General features: G+C 71.4%; 14 protein-coding genes. 7 read left to right on the forward strand and 7 right to left on the reverse strand.

The features are described from left to right. Window positions 1–24: 24 nt before the first annotated feature. The gene (locus tag AC5P1C_RS11145; protein ID WP_493865576.1) at window positions 25–780 is read right to left on the reverse strand and encodes an alpha/beta fold hydrolase; all 756 of its coding nucleotides are present in this window, start codon (window positions 778–780) and stop codon (window positions 25–27) included. A 101-nt stretch (window positions 781–881) separates the two neighbouring features. Between AC5P1C_RS11145 and AC5P1C_RS11150 the strand changes: the two genes are divergently transcribed. Beyond that, window positions 882–1403 carry a PadR family transcriptional regulator gene (locus tag AC5P1C_RS11150; RefSeq protein WP_493865577.1) on the forward strand — a complete coding sequence of 174 codons (522 nt, stop codon included), beginning with the start codon at window positions 882–884 and terminating at the stop codon, window positions 1401–1403. 11 nt (window positions 1404–1414) lie between these two features. Here AC5P1C_RS11150 and AC5P1C_RS11155 read toward each other — a convergent pair whose 3' ends face one another. Continuing rightward, window positions 1415–2320 (reverse strand): oxygenase MpaB family protein, encoded by a 906-nt coding sequence (locus AC5P1C_RS11155; protein WP_493865578.1) that lies wholly within the window; start codon window positions 2318–2320, stop codon window positions 1415–1417. Between the two features lie 99 nt (window positions 2321–2419). Between AC5P1C_RS11155 and AC5P1C_RS11160 the strand changes: the two genes are divergently transcribed. Together AC5P1C_RS11160 and AC5P1C_RS11165 are read left to right on the forward strand one after the other, a co-directional pair. Continuing rightward, window positions 2420–2698, forward strand: coding sequence for a hypothetical protein (locus tag AC5P1C_RS11160; protein ID WP_493865579.1), 279 nt, complete (start codon window positions 2420–2422; stop codon window positions 2696–2698). A gap of 469 nt (window positions 2699–3167) precedes the next feature. Continuing rightward, the gene (locus tag AC5P1C_RS11165) at window positions 3168–4046 is read left to right on the forward strand and encodes a hypothetical protein (protein WP_493865580.1); all 879 of its coding nucleotides are present in this window, start codon (window positions 3168–3170) and stop codon (window positions 4044–4046) included. A gap of 21 nt (window positions 4047–4067) precedes the next feature. Here AC5P1C_RS11165 and AC5P1C_RS11170 read toward each other — a convergent pair whose 3' ends face one another. The 3 genes from AC5P1C_RS11170 to AC5P1C_RS11180 all read right to left on the reverse strand — a co-directional run bounded on the left by AC5P1C_RS11170 (window position 4068) and on the right by AC5P1C_RS11180 (window position 9047). Beyond that, window positions 4068–7475, reverse strand: coding sequence for a hypothetical protein (locus AC5P1C_RS11170; RefSeq protein ID WP_493865581.1), 3408 nt, complete (start codon window positions 7473–7475; stop codon window positions 4068–4070). A 195-nt stretch (window positions 7476–7670) separates the two neighbouring features. Continuing rightward, window positions 7671–7853, reverse strand: coding sequence for a tail-anchor membrane protein (locus AC5P1C_RS11175; RefSeq protein WP_160502917.1), 183 nt, complete (start codon window positions 7851–7853; stop codon window positions 7671–7673). Window positions 7854–7994: 141 nt separating this feature from the next. Then, window positions 7995–9047 carry a fatty acid desaturase family protein gene (locus AC5P1C_RS11180; protein WP_493865582.1) on the reverse strand — a complete coding sequence of 351 codons (1053 nt, stop codon included), beginning with the start codon at window positions 9045–9047 and terminating at the stop codon, window positions 7995–7997. Between the two features lie 313 nt (window positions 9048–9360). On the opposite strand from AC5P1C_RS11180, the gene AC5P1C_RS11185 reads away from it, so the two are divergent. The 3 genes from AC5P1C_RS11185 to AC5P1C_RS11195 all read left to right on the forward strand — a co-directional run bounded on the left by AC5P1C_RS11185 (window position 9361) and on the right by AC5P1C_RS11195 (window position 15371). Continuing rightward, complete coding sequence (locus AC5P1C_RS11185) at window positions 9361–12162, forward strand: SCO1167/SCO6262 family helicase (protein ID WP_493865583.1); 2802 nt, start codon at window positions 9361–9363, stop codon at window positions 12160–12162. Next, window positions 12159–13481, forward strand: coding sequence for an SWIM zinc finger family protein (locus AC5P1C_RS11190; protein WP_493865584.1), 1323 nt, complete (start codon window positions 12159–12161; stop codon window positions 13479–13481). Before AC5P1C_RS11185 ends, AC5P1C_RS11190 begins: the two co-directional genes overlap by 4 nt. A 537-nt stretch (window positions 13482–14018) precedes the next feature. Then, window positions 14019–15371 (forward strand): esterase-like activity of phytase family protein, encoded by a 1353-nt coding sequence (locus AC5P1C_RS11195; RefSeq protein ID WP_493865585.1) that lies wholly within the window; start codon window positions 14019–14021, stop codon window positions 15369–15371. Between the two features lie 29 nt (window positions 15372–15400). Here AC5P1C_RS11195 and AC5P1C_RS11200 read toward each other — a convergent pair whose 3' ends face one another. Both AC5P1C_RS11200 and xylA read right to left on the reverse strand, forming a co-directional pair. Beyond that, window positions 15401–15727: a hypothetical protein gene (locus tag AC5P1C_RS11200; protein WP_493865586.1), complete on the reverse strand. Its 327-nt coding sequence runs from the start codon at window positions 15725–15727 to the stop codon at window positions 15401–15403. A gap of 330 nt (window positions 15728–16057) precedes the next feature. Beyond that, window positions 16058–17224, reverse strand: coding sequence for a xylose isomerase (gene xylA, locus AC5P1C_RS11205; protein WP_493865587.1), 1167 nt, complete (start codon window positions 17222–17224; stop codon window positions 16058–16060). Between the two features lie 193 nt (window positions 17225–17417). On the opposite strand from xylA, the gene xylB reads away from it, so the two are divergent. After that, window positions 17418–18881, forward strand: coding sequence for a xylulokinase (gene xylB / locus AC5P1C_RS11210; protein ID WP_493865588.1), 1464 nt, complete (start codon window positions 17418–17420; stop codon window positions 18879–18881). The last annotated feature ends 19 nt before the right edge of the window (window positions 18882–18900 follow it).

The following is an 18900-nucleotide window of genomic DNA, read 5'->3' on the forward strand; positions in this document are numbered from 1 at the left end:
GAGGCCGCGCGGGCTGGTGATGGATCAGTGACGTCCGGCGATGGCGGAGGCGAACGCCTCCGGGGTGTCGAGCATGACGTTGTGCCCCGCGTTCGGAATGGTCAGAACCCGCACCCCGGAGGCCATCAAATCGCCCGCCCCCACGAGTTCCCCGCTCAGCGCGCCCTGCAGGTAGACACGCTCGATCGGCAGGCCCATGAGCATCGCGCGCATGGTGGGCTTCGTACCTCTCACCAGCCCCGTCGCGCTGCGGTGCAGAGCCCGTGGGTCGGCGAGCCTCATGGTCGCCGCCCATTGGGGGCCGACCTTCTCGAGCACGCGCGCGTGGCCGCCGGCCACGAAATCCTCTTCTTCGTAGGACGCGATCTCGCTGCTGCCCGCGGTCGCGGCCGGGTCGGGATCGAGATTGGCCTCGGTGAGGACCAGTCGCGACACCAGGTCGCCGCGGCGGTGCGCGAGCACGATGGCGACAGAACCGCCCATGCTGTGCGCGACGATCTCCGCTCCGGTCACCTGGGCCTCGTCCAGCGCCGCCGCCAGCGCGTCAGCATGGTCCTCCAGGGAGTAGCCGAAATCCGCCGGGCGGTCGCTGATGCCGTGGCCGGGCAGGTCGACGAAGAGGGATCGGCGTCCGGTCAGCTCGGGCCTGGCCGCGATGTGCGCGTGATAGACCGCCGACGCCGCGCCGAGACCGTGCACGTACACCCGGGCCGGTTCGGATCCTTCGCTCTCCGTCCAGCGGACCCAACTGCCCTGTGCGTCGAACCGTGCCTGTCGCATCGCCGCTCCCTGAATCGCTTGCCGGTACAAGCGAAGACAATACATCGGCCTCGATGTATTGCGCGTACGAGGTACACCGTGAGTACGGCAGAATGCACGGCATGCTCGAACTGGCCATCCTCGGATTCCTCTACGAAGTTCCCCTGCACGGCTATGAGCTGCGCAAGCGCATCACCGCGCTGACGGGGCACGTACGCCCGGTCGCGGAGAGCACGCTGTATCCCGCCATCAAACGGCTGGAGAAGGGAGGCCTGCTGGCCCGCGAGACACAGCCCGGCTCCGTGGCGGCCCCGCGCCACGTCCTGAGCCTCACCGCGGACGGCAGGGGCGAGCTGCGCCGCAGGCTCACCGAGCCGCAGCAGGGCGACATCACCGACGAGAACCGCTGGTTCACGGTTCTCGCCTTTCTCCGCCACGTGGACGACAAGGCGGCCCAGGCCGCGGTACTCGATCGGCGCCTGGCCTTCCTCGAGGAGCCGGCCAGTTTCTTCTACGACGGCGAGCGCCCGCTGAGCGCCGAGGATCTGGACGACCCGTTCCGACGCGGCATCCTCACCGTCGCCCGTGCGACGAGCCGTGCCGAACTGGCCTGGCTGCGGACGACGTTGAGCTCACTGCGCTGAGGCGGTCGATCTCACTCCGACGAGGCGGCGGCCGACTCGTCCGTGTGCGCCACCGGGCAGCCCCGGACGCCGGGCACCGGGAACGTGCCGAGCTCGCCGACCCGATATCCCTTCGGGTACCCCTTGATCTCCCAGTTCTGCCGGGCATAGTGCGGTGCGGTACGGGGCGGCATCAGACGCACGGCGCGCCCACGCAACCGCACCGCGCCCCTGACCAGCCTGCGGGTGGCGGCGCCTGGCGGTTCGTAGCGGAAGGCGCGCAGGAGCGGCTCGTCGAGCAGGGCGAGGGTCGAGGACCGCAACAAGGGCGCCAGCGGGCCTGGATACCAGGAGGCCATGAGATCGAGGGTCGCGTCGGAGACCTTGCGCGCGCCCTGGTCCCACGCGAAGTGGGCCTCTTCGTAGGCGTCGAGACACTTCTCGAAGGCTTCGTAGGAGTCCGGGATGTCCTGGATCCCCATGTGCCGCCCCAAGGTGCGGTAGTAGACGGCAGCCGCGGTCGTCTCGTGGCGTGAGAGCTTGCGCCATCCGTAGGCGTCGATCCAGCGCTTGGGCATCACCACGAAGGTGCACAGCACGTAGCGCATGTCTTCATTGCTGATGTCGTAGCTGCGGTGCATCTGGTTGATGCGGCGGATCGCGGTGCGGCCTTCGTCCGTGCCGAAGCCGTGCTCCACGACGGTGTCGAGAAGCAACGCCGTGTCGTCGTACCGCTTCTGCGTACGGTCCGTCAGTTCCGCCGTCTCGGCGAGGAGTCGGCCGATGCTGGGCACGGCGTACGTGCGGTAGAGCGCCAGCTCCAGAGCGCGGGTGTAGTCCCAGGGGAACTCGTACGTCGCGGTGAGCCGGTAGATCGCCAGGGCGTCCTTCTCCGGGTCGAGACGCCGAATCTCCTTGAGCCTGTCATAGCGCTTCACCGCACGGCCCCCCTTCTGTCGTCGGAACTCCAACTCTACTTTGGAGTACAACAGACGAGTGATCATCAGCGGCCAACGCACCGGGGGAAGGTGGCCCACATGTTCGACAAGCTCCGCAAGTTGTGGCGCGCGGACGACGCCGTTCGTCGCAAGGAGGAGCGCCCGCACAACCTCTTCGAGGCGGCTGCCGTCTACGTGGCGGCATGCGCCGAGGACGATCAGGACCGCATGGACGAAGCCACCGAATGGGTCTCGCCGGAGGCACTGTCCTTCGGGGTCGGCGAACTCGCCTGCCGAGCGGTCATCGCCCTCGCCCGGGAGCGCGACGAGTCGCCGACGGACGTGGCGCGTACGCTCCTCGGCCTGCCCGCCGCCTGACATCCGTGTGCGTGGGATCGGGGCAGGCCAGTGCCTCATGGAAGGCATTGCCTGTCTCGACTGCGTGCGCGAGGCGTTCACGCACCTCTCGCGGGGTGCGTGGACGGTAGCCGGGGCCGTCGCCGCAGCAGCCCTGCCGGAAGCGGAGTCCGGCCAGCAGGACGGCACTCAGGGCGCGCCAGGCCGCCGTGTCACGGCGCTTGGGCACGGCGAGCGCCGAGCCCGCGTTGAGCAACGGGCCTTCGCACTGGGGGCAGACGTCGACGCGCACGCGTCCGTAGGCGGGCGACTTCTTGAAAGAAGCACGGCATGGCAGGCACACGAAGTGCGAACTGGCGCTGGGCATGACACCCAGCCTAGGCGTCCGGCACAGGGGCCTACGAGCGAGTTTCCTGGTCACGCACCCCTCGACGATCAAGCGGACCTGTGGTTAGGGTGCGCCGACGGATGAAGCGATGGGGAGGCTGGCATGGCCGGAACGGACGACGCTGTCGCCGCCGAGGACGACGCGCTGTACGTGCTGACCGCGGTGCTGCTGACACCCGCGAAGTTCCCGAGTGTGCTCGGTGACGACTATCCGGAGGCGTGCGCGGCTCTGGGCCTTGCGCCGCTCGCCGCGGGCTACGGTCTGGTGCTCGGTCAGGACGGTGCGGGCGCCCGGTGGACCGTCGTCGTCGACGACGTGTCCCTCGTGGCCGTCGCGATCGCCTCCTGGGACTGCGGCATGGAGTACGACCTGTCGCCCGACGAGCGCACGGTGGTCGCCGCGCTGCCCGGCTGGCCGCTCGCGGTCGCCGTCGCGGCCCCCAATGTGCCCGCTCCCCATGATCCCGATCCCGACGAAGCGGACCAGAAGCCGCTCTCGCCGCCTCAGGCCGACACATGGGGTCCTGCCCAGCGTCGGCTCGGCGCCGACGAGATCGCGCTCCAGTGGGCGGCGTGGCGCGAGCAGATCGACGACGCGGACTTCTTGACGGACGGCGCCGAGGAAGGGGCCGCGCAGGAGGGCGAGGACGCCGCCCCGGAGAGCGGCAGCGCCCCCGCCGGTTTTGATGCCGACGCTGATGCCGACCCGGCGCCGCTCACCGGCGTGCGTCGCGTGCTGGCGGAAGCACGGGCCTACGTGAGCACTCCGCCGCCCCTGGGCCGTGTGCGGTCGTCGTTCGCCTCCGGAGAGGCGCGCACCCTGCGCGCCGACGGTCCCGGCTGGTCCATGGTCGCCAGGACCGACGACATCGCGTTCGTGCTGCTCGACGAAGAGCCGGGTGAAGTACTGCCGGTGGGCCGCGGGCCAGAGCTCCCCTGGCTTCTCGACGCACTCGACAAGATGGCCGTACGCCCCGCCTGATCCCTCTGGTCCGACGCCCTGTCAGGGGTTCTGCTCGGTGTCGACGAGCAGCGCGGCCATGGCCGTGTCGTGGTCCGCGTGGTCGCGCAGGGACGCCAGTTCGGCGCGCCAGGTCGCATCCCACGACGTGGCCCGGCCGCCGACGCGCACCAGGGCGAGGGCCATCGCTCCGGCCGCCGGGGTCCCTCGCTCGTGCAGCAGCCGGGCTGCGGCGAGCAGTGCGGCACGCGCGCGTGGCGTAGGGACTTCCAGATGGAACCCACTGCCCAGGGGCAGCCGTTCGGGGCGTTCCTCGACCAGCTCCATGAGTCGCTCCCAGCGCGCTGCGTGATGTTCGCCGTGTCGCACGGCCGCCAGCGACGCGTCCCAGGTCAGGGCCGCCGCATGGGCGTACAGGCCGACGGCATGCATCGACAGGGCCAGGGCGTCGGCGATGAGAAGGGTCTGGGCCGAGCCTCGTCGGACGCGCAACGCCTCACTGATGCCGGAGAGTCGACGGAGCGCATCAGCTCGAACCTGCGGATCCGGCGTGACGGCGAGCTCTTGGAGCCCACGGATGACGCCTCGCAGGATGGGCCCGCCGACCGGCCCCAGAGGGAACCAGGCCAACTGCTGTGCGGCCGCGTCCCATTCCCTTCGACGCCGCCCCGGATCCGTGGCGGCGTCGGCGACGGCGCGCATGGCTTCGGCCGACTCCGGTGTGAACCAGGCGGGCAGGACACGGCACGCGGCGACGACGGTCTCTGTGTCGCCGTCTCGCACCAGTCGGGCCAGGAACTTCGCATACGCCTTCCCCACCGACTCGCGCACGGGCCCCCCGCGCGCGTGGATCACCGCTTCCCGTAGGGCAGGTTCGCCGACCGCCCGTGCCAGGCGGTCGGCGATGGCGGGCCGGTCGATCGCGGCAAGGAGATGGTGCGCCACGACGGCGCGCACGTCGCGGTGTTGGCGCGGTGTGTCCCACGCCGCCACCAGGGCGTCGAACGCCGCATCACCGGTGAGAGCGCCAAGGGCTCGGACCGCTTCCTTGCGGGAGCCGACCGGGGCATCCGCCGCGCAGGCCACGGGGGCGAGCAAGGTGACCGCTTCCCCGTCCGGTACCGCTTCCAGGAGCCGGCGGACGGATGCCATGGCGGCACGCCCCCGGACGCCGCCCGTCGCGGCATGGCGGAGCAGGGTGCCCAACAGCGGCTCGGTGGCGGGTGGCGCACCGTCGTGGGCCGCACTGAGGACGTCGCCCAGTGCACCGAGCGCCGCCGCGGAGACGGGCTGTGGCGCCGACTGCGCGAGTGTCGTGAGCAGCGCCGGTTCGCGCACCTGCGCTGCAGCGTCGGCGCGGGTGCGCAGTGGAGCCAGCTCTTCGGCGGCCACGCGCGCGTGGTGTTCGTCCCACGCGCGACGCTGTTCGGGCAGCCAGCGGCCTGTGACACCAGGCTGCACTCTCGTGGCCCAGGCCGTGCCCCGGGGTCGCACCCGGCCCGTGAGCCCCGCTTGGGCAGCGAGCAGCACGGCGTCCAGCAGGTCGGTGCGCCGGGTGACGACGGTACGCAGGATGTCAGGCACCGCAGCGAACGAGGCGTCGCAGTTGACCAGTTCGGCGCTGCGCTCTTCGCGCAGCGCCTGTGGCGCCGCCCAGGCAGCCGCCGCGCGCGCCGCGAAGTCCGGGTCGTCGGATTCCAAGGCCATCGAGCGCACCAGTGCGTCGAGTTCGGGCAGCGCGGTGAGGTGCGGTGCGAGCAGTTCCGCGAGGGAGATGCGAAGGGCGGGGTCCATCGGTGTGCCCGCCGGTGTCGCGGCCCAGACGGCACGTGCGGCTTCCTCACCGACGCGCAGCGCCGCGACGGGCTTGCGGGAGCGCGGGTCGCTCACGACGTGACAGAGCAGCTCTGTGGCGTAGGCCGCCCGTTGGAGTCTGCCGGTCGCCACGGCGCTCTCCGCGGCACGGCGCAACAGCCGCTCCGCCGCGGCCAGGGTGTCGGGGGTCGAGTCGCGGGACTGGACGGTGGTCAGCGACGCGTCGCGCAGGACGCTGTCGGACAGCGCCGCGAGCAGACGCGGCGGCGTCCCCGCGAGCTGCTGGAGGGCGGCCCTGCGTACGTCGTCCTGGTCGTGCCAGGCGCGTTCGCAGTCTCCGGCGATCCGAGCGAACTCCCCCGGTTCGCCTTCGAGTTCCGCGCAGGCCAGCAGCGCGGGCCAGGCCATCTGGCGTTGGTGGACGCGGTGCTGCCCCGCCATGTCGCGCAGCAGCGGTTCCCCCAGGGCGAGCGGGAGCGCTACGGCCAGGCGGCTGGCTGTCCACTCCTGACGCGACCAGCGCTTCACCCAGGGCATGACGAGCGCCGCCCTGTCGGCCGGTGCCAGGGCCGTCAGGGTGGCTACGGGGATGCCGCGCACCGAGCGGCGACGGGCGGTGCGTTCCTCGACCAGACGGCGGCGTTCCGGTGCGGGCAGCAGCGCCAGCAGACAGTCCGGCTCGATGTCATGACGTCCCGGCCCGCGGTGCCGCGACTGCGTCACGGGGCAACGACGGGCGAGGTCGACCAAGTCCGCGGGCCGGAGTTCCCCCAGGGCCCGCCGGGTTGCGGGCGGCAGCACCCCGCCGGAGACCCGTAGTTCGCGGGGTGAGCCGTCCTGGTGCGGTGGGGCCGCGCGCAGGATCTCGAGGACCTGGGCGGGGTGGCGCAGCAGGGAGCGGGCCGCCTGCGACGTCAGGAGATCCGGGACGCGCGCCAGGAGCAGCAGTCCTGCCTTCGGGTCGCGTTCCGCGGCCAGACTCGCGAGCGCACGGTTTCGGCTCGTGAAGCGGTAGCGGTCGGCGCCGCTCTCGCCGCGGGCGACGAGCAGTTGGGCCACGGCGAGCGGTGCCGTGCGGGTGAGGGCGTTCAGAACGCCCGCCGGGGGATCGAGTCGGGGCAGCCATGCCCCGGCCGTCTCGGCGGGGCATGCGGGCAGAAGCCGGGCGGCTTCACGGGCGCCGAAGCGTGCGTGGACCTCGGGCAGCAGGCGTGCGGCCAGGGTGCGCCGGCGGCTCAGGCGCAGGACGCGGTACGTCTCGTGCCGCGCTGCCCCGATGTCGCTCAACGCGAGGTGTTCCAGGGCCGCGTCCGGCACGGGAAGCCGGATGGCGGCCGAGAGGGCTCGGCGGCGCAGGAGGGGGTCGGTCAGGGCGTCGGCGATGGTCGCGAGGTCGCGCCGGGTGACGGCGAGGAAGAGGCCGGTGTGCCGTTCGTCAGGGGAACCGGCGGCGAGGGCATCGCGGAGTGTTACGTAAGCGTCGGTGGTGAGCGCTCGGGCGTAGCGGGCGAGGGCGCTCATGCGGGCCGGGAAGGGCAGCGGGTCGAAGTGGGCCGTCAGCCAGGCCGACGTCAGCGGCGCGAGGGTGGGCTCAGGCTGGGAGGACGGCGTCTGGGACGCCTCATCTGCGGCCATCAGCGATCACCGAGGGATCGCTGGGCCTCCTTTCGGGAAGTCATGTGCGCCATGGTCACCGCCGAACTGCCGGGGCGCAAAGGGTTTTCCGCTCGCGGAGCCGCCCGGAGGCAGGACCGCGAGCGGAGAAGCCGTCAGCCTCTGTACGTCGAGCGTCCACTCACACCGAGGTGGTGCCCCCTCCGGGGTGGCCGGTCAGTGGCCGATTTCCTTGCGTGAGACGCGGCGCAGCCTGCGCCGCTGTCCGGGATCGAGGGTCAGATAAGCCGCGGCCGGGACCCCGAGCACGATCAAGAGGGCGGCCCACCAGGGCAGCCAGATCAGCAGGATGATGCCGGCCGCCACACCTCCTGCGGCGATCTTCGCGTTCTTCGACATGTGTGTCGCCTCCTTCGCGGCTGCTGCCGCTCTCTGTCTTGAGAACGGGCTCGGGCCGCCCACGGTTCCAGTCTGCTCCCCTGATGGACCCCTGAGGAGCGACCCTGACGTAACCCTGAGGCGCGCCGCGTGTCCGGGGGTCTACTCGACCCTCAGCGGCTCGCCGACCTCGTACATGTGGCGCAGTACCTGACGGTAGGAGTCGATGAATCCGGCCTCCGTGTACGGCATGCCCAGCTCGGCGCAGTGGGCCCGCACCAGGGGCTGAACGCGCCGCAGGCTGGGGCGGGGCAGGCTCGGGAACAGGTGGTGCTCGATCTGGTAGTTCAGCCCGCCCAGGAACCAGTCGGTCAGCACGCTTCCGCGGATGTTGCGCGAGGTGAGGACCTGGCGGCTGAGGTGGCCCCAGCGCTCCCCGTCGGGGTCGGGCATCTCCATGCCTTTGTGGTTGGGCGCGAAGGCCAGCCCGAGGTGCAGGCCGAACAGCGCCTGGTGGATGGCGGCGAAGGCAAGGGCGTGGCCCACCGGCATGGTGGCCAGCAGCAGCGTCACATATCCGACGAGGTGGGCCACCAGAAGGAGGCCTTCGAGTACCCGTTCACGCGGGGCCTGGCGGCGCAGGTCCTGGAAGCCGTAGATCTTCATGGCGATGCCCTGGAGGAGCGTCAGGGGGAAGAACAGCCAGGCCTGGTTGCGGGTGAGCCAGCGGCGGAAGCCCTGGCGGACCGTGGCCTGCTTGCTCGTCCAGACGAGGATGTCCGCGGCGACGTCGGGGTCCTTCTCCAGGTGGTTGGGGTTGGCGTGGTGGCGGTTGTGCTTGTCGTTCCACCAGGCCGAGCTCATGCCGAGGAGGAGGTTGCCGTGGATGAGGCCGATGGCACGGCTCGTGCCGCGGTCGCCGGTGATCTGGGAGTGTCCCGCGTCATGGCCTATGAACGCCGTACGGGCGCACAGGACGGCGAGGACGGGCGCCAGGAGGAGTACCCACCAGGAGCCACCGATGAGGAACATGCCCGTGGCGACAGCGGCCAGCGCCACGGTGTTGGTCACGATGGTGCGGGCGTACCACCCGGTGCGGCGGCCCAGCAGCCCCTGCTCCTTGACGGTGCGCAGGAGAGGCGCGAAATCGCTCCCGGCGGGCTGCCTCATGAGGGTGGCTGGGGAACGCTCCGCGACTGCGGCGGCCTGGGGCATGGTGAGGTCTCCGGTCTCTGACTGGATCGGGCTGACCTGACACAACGTATGAGCCGGTGACCTGGGGCAACCATGGCGCCTTCACCCGTCTTGGACGGGGGCCAGCACCGTCCGGGAGGGGGGTTAGGTACACCAAGGCGATGGAGTGGCGGGGATCACTCCTTGATCGCTCACGCCTCGTCCGGGACGTGCTGTACCCTCGGCGACTCCGGTCCTAGTAGTCAAGTTTGAGGAATGCGCCATCGCCGAGCCCAGGCCCTCTGCCGCGTCACCTTCCGAGATCTCTGAACTGTCCCGCTGTTCCGTGCTGTTCGTGTCCGCCGATCCGGCCCGCATGGGCCGGGTCGCCTTCTGGCACCCCGACGGGGACGCGCCGCCCGACTGCTCCGCGGGCACCGTCGAGGAGCTGTCCATCGCCGTGCCCGACGACGACGGCGCGCGGCTCAGCGACGTGTCGGCGATCGTGCTCCCGGTGCGCGCGGCGCTGCCGGTCCTGACACGCGCGCGTGCCACCGCGGGGGCTCACCCGACGGCCGCGTTCTGGGGTGCGGCGGGGGTGCTCGCGCTGCAACTGGCCGCGCGCGGGCTGCTGTTGCCCGGCCTGACGGCGAGCGATCACGACGCGTGGCGCTCGGGCCCGCTGGGCACCGACGATCTGCGCCGCCTGCGCGACCTCGCCGCCGCGATGCCCCCTGCCGCGCACGCCCTGCCCCTTGACGACTCCCGGCCCCTGCGGCTGCCGGACCCCGAGCGGCTGCTGCGCCAGTTCCTGGACGCGGTGGCCGATACGCTGCCGCGCTCCCCCGCCGCGACCCTGGCCGCGAGCGCTCCCGCCTTCGCCTCTCGGCAGCCCCAGCACGTCCCCGAGCAGCGCCCCTGGGCCGCCGATGTGGCCGCCGGGCACGACGCCGGCGTACGTATCTCGCTGCGCGTCGAGGTGCCGGGCCTGGTGTCGGACACCTCCGACGGGACCCGGCTGCCGTTCCGCGCCGTGCTGCAGATGCACAGCGTCAGCGACCCCTCGCTCGTCGCCGACGCAGCCGAGGTGTGGGCCGGTTCGGGCGCCTCGGGGCAGGCCTTCGGGCCGCGGTCACGGATGGATGCCCTGCTCGCGCTGCGTCGCGCCACGCGCGCGTGGCCACCGCTCGCCCCGCTGCTCTCGGCCACCGTCCCCGATGCGATCGAACTCGCCGACGAAGAAGTCACCTCACTCTTGGGCGAAGGTTCCCGCATGCTCGCCACCGCCGGTGTCGAGGTGCACTGGCCCAAGGAACTGGCACGCAATCTGACCGCTCGCGCGGTCATCGGCCCGCCCGACGACGAAACCAAGGACCCCGACAAGCCGTCGTCGGACACTCCGTCCTACCTGTCCGCCGACGCGTTGCTCACCTTCAACTGGCGCTTCGCGCTGGGCGATCAGCAGCTCTCCCGCGAGGAGCTCGACCGCCTCGCCGAAGCCAACCGGCCCGTGGTGCGCCTGCGCGACCAGTGGGTCCTCATCGACCCCGAAGAGGCACGGCGCGCTCGCGAGCACCAGGACCACAAGGTCTCGCCGATCGACGCCCTGAGCGCCGTCCTGACGGGCACCACCGACGTGGCGGGGCGCCGCGTGGACGTCCAGCCGACGGGCTGGCTCGCCACACTGCGCGAACGCCTCGCGGACCCCGAGGGCATGAAGCCCGTCGGCCAGCCCGCAGCGCTCGCCGCTGATCTGCGCGACTACCAGCTGCGCGGACTGAACTGGCTGGCCCGGATGACCTCCCTGGGCCTGGGCGGCTGCCTCGCGGACGACATGGGTCTCGGCAAGACGATCACGCTCATCTCCCTGCATCTGCACCGGCAGTCCGAGGCCGAGTCCGCAGGGCCCACCCTCGTCGTCTGCCCCACGTCCCTGATGGGCAACTGGCAGCGCGAAATCGAGAAGTTCGCCCCCGGCACCCCTGTACGCCGCTTCCACGGCGCTCAGCGCAGCCTGGAGGACCTCGCCGACGGGGAGTTCGTGCTCACCACGTACGGCACGATGCGACTCGACGCGGACAGCCTGGCCCACACTCCGTGGGGCATGGTCGTCGCCGACGAGGCCCAGCACGTCAAGAATCCCTACTCGGCCACCGCCAAACAGTTGCGGACCATCGGCGCACGCGCGCGCGTGGCGCTCACCGGCACCCCCGTGGAGAACAATCTCTCCGAGCTGTGGGCCATCCTCGACTGGACGACACCGGGCCTGCTCGGCAAGCTCGGCACCTTCCGCACCCGCTATGCGCAGGCCGTGGAAAGCGGCACTGACCCGGCAGCCGCCGAGCGGCTCGGCCAGCTCGTACGCCCCTTCCTGCTGCGCAGGCGCAAGTCCGACCCGGGCATCGCGCCCGAACTGCCGCCCAAGACCGAGACCGACCGGGCCGTGTCCCTGACCACGGAGCAGACGGGCCTCTACGAAGCCGTGGTGCGCGAGACGCTCGCGGAGATCTCCGGCGCCGACGGCTTCACCCGCCGCGGCCTGATCGTCAAACTGCTGACCGGGCTGAAGCAGATCTGCAATCACCCCGCGCAGTACCTCAAGGAGGACAAGCCGCGGATCGAGGGTCGTTCGGGAAAGTTGGAACTCCTCGACGAGTTGCTCGACACGATCCTCTCCGAAGACGCGAGTGTGCTCATCTTCACGCAGTACGTGCAGATGGCGCGCCTCATCGAGCAGCATCTGGCAGCCCGGGGCACCCCGTCCCAGTTCCTGCACGGCGGTACGCCCATCGCGGCACGTGAGGCGATGGTGGAGCGCTTCCAGGACGGCGAAGTGCCCGTCTTCTTGCTGTCGTTGAAGGCAGCGGGGACCGGACTGAATCTGACGCGGGCCGAGCACGTCGTGCACTACGACCGCTGGTGGAACCCCGCCGTCGAGGCGCAGGCCACCGACCGGGCGTACCGCATCGGGCAGACACAACCGGTGCAGGTACACCGGTTGATCGCGGAGGGGACGATCGAGGACCGTATCGCCGACATGCTGCTGCGCAAGCGGGAGTTGGCGGACTCGGTCCTCGGTTCGGGCGAGGCGGCACTGACGGAACTCACCGACGCCGAGCTGTCGGATCTGGTGGAGCTGCGAGGGGGGACGCGATGAGCGACCTGTACGACGAGTCGAACGACGACGCACACATGGACGGCCGTCACGGGGAGGACGCGGACGGGCACGAGCGCACCTTCGCCGCGCTGCCGGCCACGCACGGGCGGGGGTTCGCGCAGAGCTGGTGGGGCCAGGCCTGGCTGAAGGCGCTGGAGGACACGGCGCTCGACCTCGCGCAGCTGAAGGCCGGGCGCAGGCTCGCGCGCGCGGGAGCCGTGGGCGCGGTCTCGGTGCGCCCCGGCCGCATCACCGCGGTCGTCCAGGACCGCGACGGCACCCCGCGCCGCTCGGACGTACTGCTGCAGCGGCTCAGCGAGGACGAGTGGGACCGCTTCCTGGGCATGGCCGTCGAGCGGGCCGGGCACATCGCGGCGCTGCTCGACCGCGAGATGCCCCCGCACCTGGTGGAGGACGCGGCGGCAGCGGGTGTCGAACTCCTGCCCGGCATCGGCGACCTGGAGCCGGAGTGCGACTGCGACGCGTGGGACCACTGCGGTCACACGGCCGCCCTCTGCTACCAGGTCGCCCGCCTGCTCGACCAGGATCCGTTCGTGCTGTTGCTGATGCGGGGCCGTGCCGAGCGTGAGCTCCTGGACGAGCTGCAAGTACGCAGCGTGGCGCAGGCGGAGGCCGAGGAGACCCCCGCGCAGGAGCAGGGGGCCCAGGCGGGCGTGGACGCCGACGAGGCGTACGCGGAGGGAGCCATCCTGCCTCCGCTGCCCGACCTCCCTCCGCTGCCGCCAGAGCCGGGCCTGCCGCCCTCACTCGACACGGAGGCGGAGCCCGCGCCCGGTCTCGATGTGTCGGCACTCGAGTTCCTGGCGGCACAGGCGGCCGTCGAAGCGCGCCGGATACTGGCCGAGGCGCTCTCTCCTGGGCACGAACGGCATCCGGTCGATCAGGAGTTGACGCCGGACGAGGATGCCGTGCGCCTCGCCACCGTGGCTCCTGCGCCGGTGGTCGCGCGCCTGGCGACCGCCGCCGACCGCGGCAGGGACGGGCTCGCGCTGGCCGTTCGTGCCTGGGAGTACGGAGGTCCCGCCGCGCTCTCGGTCCTGGAGGAGGAGTGGACTCCCGAGGCGGACGCCCTGGCACGCGCGCGTGCGGCGCTCGAAGCGGCCTGGGAGGACGGCGAGCGACCACGGCTGCGCGCCGCCCGCAATCGCTGGACGGTGATCGGCAGCGACGCCCAGCTGCGGCACGGGGTCGACGGCCGCTGGTGGCCCTACCGCAAGGAGCGCGGCCGCTGGACCCCGGCGGGCCCGGCGGCCCACGACCCCGCGACAGCACTGGCCGTGGCGACCGGCGGCGAATAGGCCGGCAGTTCCGGTGCGGGCCTCCCGCGCCCGCACCGGACCAGAGACGCGCCCGCTCACCACTGCGACCGCTCGGAGACGTGCGCGCCCTCACAGCACGCCACCCGCCGCGTTCACTCCACCGCCGCCCGCCTCCTGGCCGAAAGGCACCCGGCGGCCACCGGCGTATCCACGCCACTCACACACACGCCGGGAACATCGGCGCGCGCACTCCCCCTGACCGGCGATTGAGCACGGGCATGACATCCGAGAGCGTGGATCACACCGGTTCAGGGGGTGCCGACCGCGACTGGACGCCCCCGTCCCGCAGGCCCCGGGGCCCCATGAGTACGTCAGCGCGATCCATACGAAGGGGGACGGCAAGGGCCAGGTGCCCGACTACCGCTGACCGGCCTGCGGGTGACGGCGGCGCCTCCTGCCCCTCGCGGGAGGCGCCGTCAGCACGCCCCCTCTCGTTCACCTTTCCGCCTCCCTGTGTTCGCGCCGACGGCGAAGTCTGATCGCTGTCACCGAACCCTTGCGCCTCAGGAGGCACCGATGTCCCCGCACGCCGCCCGTCAACGTCGCGTCCGCCGTTCCATCGCCGCGGGCGTGCCGTTCGCCGTGCTCGCTGCGATCGCGGTGGCCGGGACCGCCACGGGCACCCCGACCGGCGGCAAGGAGAAGGCACCTCGGATCACCTCGACGGCGACACTGGGCGATGTCTCTCTGGGCACGTTCAGCAACTCCCTGCTGCCCGGGACGGTGAGCGACGACCGCAATGTGGATCTCGGCGGCATCGGCAGTGACATCTATCCGGCGGGCCGCAAGGGCGATTTCTGGACGGTCACCGACCGGGGTCCCAACGGCCAGATCAAGGTGGACGGCAAGAAGCGACGCACCTTCCCCGTCCCCGGTTTCGATCCGGCGATCGTGAAGGTCCGCGTCTCCGGTGACACCGTGAAGGTCGTCGACGCGCTTCCGCTGACGACTTCCTCCGGGAAGCCCGTCACCGGACTGCCCAACCAAGAAGGCCGCGATGAAGCGCCGTACACCTACGACGCGACGGCGGCTCTGCCGTACGACGCCAACGGCCTTGACACCGAGGGCATCGTGCGGGCGCAGGACGGCAGCTTCTGGCTCGTCGACGAGTACGGTCCCTCACTCGTCCATGTCTCCGCGCGCGGGAAGGTACTCAAGCGCTACGTCCCCGAAGGCCTGAAGCTGTCGGGCGCCGACTACCCGGTCGTCGAGGCACTGCCGGGCATCCTGTCGCACCGCAAGGGCAATCGCGGCTTCGAAGGGCTCGCCCAGCTTCCGGGCGGGGACCTGGTGATGGCGGTCCAGAGCCCGCTGTCCGTCCCGGACGAGGATGCGGGTGACGCGTCGCGTACGACGCGGCTGCTGCGATTCTCGCCGACGAAGCAGGCCGTCTCCGCCGAGTACGCGTACCGCTTCGACGCGGTGGATGTCGTCGACCCGGGTGAGGACGACACGTCGGAGCTGAAGATCTCCTCTGTCGTGGCCGTCGGCCGTGACCGGCTCCTCGTCGAGGAGCGCACCGACAAGGCCGCGCGGCTGCAGACGGTGAAGCTGGACCGCGGCGCCGACATCCTGGGCGAGCAGTGGGACGACGCCACGACACAGCCCTCCTTGGAACAGCTCGACGACCCGGCGGCTTCCGGAGTGCCCGTCCTGAAGAAGCGCCTCCTGGTCGATCTTGACGGCATCGACGGAGTACCCGACAAGATCGAAGGGGTGGCCCGCGTGAACAGTCACACCCTCGCGCTGATCAACGACAACGACTTCGGGATGACGGACGGTCCGGAGGCATTCGACAAGGAGGGAAGGCTCGTGGACAGCGATGTGGAGACCATGGTGACGTATGTACGGCTGCCCAAGGGCATCTGAGCGCGCTGCCCCCGCGTCCCACGCACCGATCAGGACAGCGGCCTGGTGACGCCCGTATTGAGGAAGTAGTAGGGCACTCCCTTGTCCACGCCCGACTGGGCCTCCGCGCCTGACGGGACCAGGGACTCCAGGTCGCTCGGCAGATCGCTGGGGAAGTCCGACGGCAGGCCACTGGGCAGGTTCGAGGGCAACTCCGTAGGCAGCTCGGAGGGGACCTCCGACGGGATGCTCAGCGACGGGCTGGGCTTGCCCTCCGAGCTCTCACTGCTCTCGGAGGGGCCCTTCTTGTCACCCGAACCACCGCCGCTGGTGGCCACCAGGACCACCGCGACGACGGCTCCGATCGCGACAATCACGGCAAGCAGGATGAACAGCCCGCCCCGTCGCCCGGACGGCCCTCCGGACGGCGGAGGAGGCTGCCACCCGCCCCCTCCCGGGGGCACACCGCCGCCTCCCGCGGGAGGCCATCCCCCGCCGTCCGGAGGCGGTCCGTACCCGTCGCCCGGGGGCGGACCGTATCCTCCGGGCGGTCCGAACCCACCGTCGCCCGGAGGCGGTGCGTCACCCGGCGGAGGAGGGGACTGCGGCGGTACGGGCGGCATGGCCATACCGTCAAGAGTCGCCTCGAAAGGGTCAGGATGCGACCCCTGTGCGGAAGTTGATACCTCCGGAGTCGGAGCCTCCGGTCAGCTTCGCGCCCCCAGGAGGTGATCCATGGCCAGCTGGTCGAGGCGCTCGAAGGCCATGCCACGGTCCGCGGCGGCCGTCACGTCGAAGTCCTCGAAGGCGGCGCGGTCGGCCAGCAGCCCGGAGAGCCCGTCCTGTGCGGTCGGCAGGGACAGCTCGTCCAGACGCGAAGCGCGCAGGGCTTCCTGGACCTCCGGGTCGGCCCGGAACGCGGCCGAACGCTCCCGAAGAATCAGGTAGTTGCGCATGCAGCCGGCCGCCGACTCCCACACGCCCGCATAGTCCTCCGTGCGCGGCGGCTTGAAGTCGAAGTGCCGCGGCCCTTCGTAACCGCCCCTCTCCAGGAGGTCGACCAGCCAGAAGGCGCTCCGCAGATCGCCCGCGCCGAAGCGCAGGTCTTGGTCGTACTTGATGCCGGTCTGGCCGTTGAGGTCGATGTGGAAGAGCTTGCCCGCCCACAGCGCCTGGGCGATGGAGTGCGGGAAGTTGAGGCCGGCCATCTGCTCATGGCCCACTTCGGGGTTGACGCCGAACATGTCGGGGCGCTCCAGACGCTCGATGAACGCGAGGGCGTGCCCGACGGTGGGCAACAGGATGTCGCCGCGCGGCTCGTTCGGCTTGGGCTCGATCGCGAAGCGCAGGTCATAGCCCTGCTCCGTCACATAGTCGCCGAGCAGGTCGAAGGCTTCCTTCATGCGGTCGAGAGCAGCGCGTACGTCCTTCGCCGCGCCGGACTCCGCGCCTTCCCTGCCGCCCCAGGCGACGTAGGTGCGCGCACCCAGCTCCACGGCGAGGTCGATGTTGCGGATCGTCTTGCGCAGCGCGTAGCGGCGCACGTCCCGGTCGTTGGCGGTGAACGCCCCGTCCTTGAATACGGGGTGCGTGAAGAGGTTCGTGGTCGCCATCGGCACGACGAGGCCGGTCGCGTCGAGCGCCTGCCGGAAGCGCTTGATGTGCGACTCTCGCTCGGTGTCCGTGGCGCCGAAGGGGATCAGGTCGTCGTCGTGGAAGGTCACTCCGTAGGCGCCCAGTTCCGCCAGGTGCCGTACGGAGTCGGCCGGTGCGATGGCCGCTCGTGTCGCGTCGCCGAACGGGTCCCTTCCCTGCCAGCCGACGGTCCACAGGCCGAAGGTGAACTTGTCCTCAGGAGTGGGCTGGTACGTCATGTGCGGCTCCCTGGATGACTGGTGCGCTACTGCGTGGCCGCCCCGGGCATGGCTGCATGCCCGTTCAGGTGCGGCTGCCGCGACTATTTCGTCATGGCGGTTAACAAATTAGTATCCGGAGGCATCCCTGGGAAGGTCGGACGGAAAGAAGTCCGGGCATGCCCGGAAAGAGCCGCGGGAACGGAGACCCCCGATGTCATCAGCGCCAGCAGCCGACGGACCCTTCGTCGTCGGTGTGGACAGCTCCACGCAGTCCACCAAGGTCCTGGTCGTCGACGCCGCCACGGGCAGGGTGGTGGCGAGCGGCCAGGCCCCGCACAGCGTCAGCTCGGGGGCCGCCCGCGAGAGCGACCCCGAGGAGTGGTGGAACGCCCTGTGCGCGGCCCTTGACCAGTGCGGCGACGCGGCGCGCGAGGCCGCCGCGGTGTCGGTCGGCGGCCAGCAGCACGGGCTCGTCACGCTGGACGCCCAGTCCAGGCCGGTACGGCCCGCACTGCTGTGGAACGACGTCCGCTCCGCACCGCAGGCCCGCACCCTGGTGGACCGTCTGGGTGGCCCGAAGGCGTGGGCCGAGCGGGTCGGCAGCGTGCCCGGCCCCTCCTTCACGGTGACCAAGTGGGCGTGGCTCAGCGAGCACGAACCCGAGGCAGCCCGTGCCACCGCGGCCGTACGACTCCCCCACGACTACCTCACCGAGCGCCTCACGGGCTGCGGCACGACCGACCGGGGCGACGCATCCGGTACGGGGTGGTGGGCATCGGGGACGGAGGCCTACGACGAGGAGATCCTGGGATCGGTGGGCCTGGACCCGGCGCTGCTGCCGCGCGTGGTCCGCCCCGGCGAGGTCGCAGGCACCGTACGCGGAAGCGGTGAACTGCCCTTCTCCAAGGGCACGCTCGTCGCCCCCGGCACCGGTGACAACGCGGCGGCGGCACTCGGACTCGGCCTGCGCCCCGGCACCCCGGTGCTGAGCCTGGGAACGTCGGGCACCGTGTACGCCGTCTCCAGGCAGCGGACCGCGGACCCGACAGGGACGGTGGCCGGCTTCGCCGATGCTCGCGGCGACTGGCTGCCGCTGGCCTGCACCCTCAACTGCACCCTGGCCGTGGACCGCGTCGCCGCGCTGCTGAGCCTCGACCGTGAGGCGGTGGAGCCGGGCGGCGCCGTCACCCTGCTGCCCTATCTGGACGGCGAGCGCACCCCCGACCTGCCCCACGCCTCGGGACTGCTGCACGGACTGCGGCACGACACGACTCCGGGGCAGCTGCTGCAGGCGGCCTACGACGGAGCCGTGCACTCCCTGCTCGGCGCCCTCGACCTGGTCCTGGAGGCGGACGCGGACCGCTCGGCCCCGCTCCTGCTCATCGGCGGCGGGGCGCGGGGCACGGCCTGGCAGGACACCGTACGACGGCTGTCCGGACGTCCCGTTCAGGTGCCCGAGGCCCGCGAGCTGGTCGCGCTCGGCGCCGCCGCGCAGGCCGCTGGCCTCCTCACGGGCGAGGATCCAGCCGCTGTCGCGCGCCGCTGGGGCACTGCCGAAGGGCCCGTCCTGCCTGCCGTGGAGCGGGACGAGTCGGCACTCGCCCGGATCGCCGGGGTAGTCTCCGACGCGGCGCCGCTGCTCGGCAGCGCGGGCCACCAGGACCCACGGTCATGAGGACGGAAGAACAGGGACT

It is taken from the genome of Streptomyces sp. A18, from assembly GCF_059026065.1.

What these genes read in the sequence shown, in the direction of transcription:
- AC5P1C_RS11190 (WP_493865584.1), top strand. Translation starts at nt 12,159, where the DNA reads ATGAGCGACCTGTACGACGAGTCGAACGACGACGCACACATGGACGGC.
- AC5P1C_RS11160 (WP_493865579.1), top strand. Translation starts at nt 2,420, where the DNA reads ATGTTCGACAAGCTCCGCAAGTTGTGGCGCGCGGACGACGCCGTTCGT.
- AC5P1C_RS11170 (WP_493865581.1), bottom strand. Translation starts at nt 7,475, where the DNA reads ATGGCCGCAGATGAGGCGTCCCAGACGCCGTCCTCCCAGCCTGAGCCC.
- AC5P1C_RS11165 (WP_493865580.1), top strand. Translation starts at nt 3,168, where the DNA reads ATGGCCGGAACGGACGACGCTGTCGCCGCCGAGGACGACGCGCTGTAC.
- AC5P1C_RS11175 (WP_160502917.1), bottom strand. Translation starts at nt 7,853, where the DNA reads ATGTCGAAGAACGCGAAGATCGCCGCAGGAGGTGTGGCGGCCGGCATC.
- AC5P1C_RS11145 (WP_493865576.1), bottom strand. Translation starts at nt 780, where the DNA reads ATGCGACAGGCACGGTTCGACGCACAGGGCAGTTGGGTCCGCTGGACG.
- xylA (WP_493865587.1), bottom strand. Translation starts at nt 17,224, where the DNA reads ATGACGTACCAGCCCACTCCTGAGGACAAGTTCACCTTCGGCCTGTGG.
- AC5P1C_RS11180 (WP_493865582.1), bottom strand. Translation starts at nt 9,047, where the DNA reads ATGCCCCAGGCCGCCGCAGTCGCGGAGCGTTCCCCAGCCACCCTCATG.
- AC5P1C_RS11195 (WP_493865585.1), top strand. Translation starts at nt 14,019, where the DNA reads ATGTCCCCGCACGCCGCCCGTCAACGTCGCGTCCGCCGTTCCATCGCC.
- AC5P1C_RS11150 (WP_493865577.1), top strand. Translation starts at nt 882, where the DNA reads ATGCTCGAACTGGCCATCCTCGGATTCCTCTACGAAGTTCCCCTGCAC.
- xylB (WP_493865588.1), top strand. Translation starts at nt 17,418, where the DNA reads ATGTCATCAGCGCCAGCAGCCGACGGACCCTTCGTCGTCGGTGTGGAC.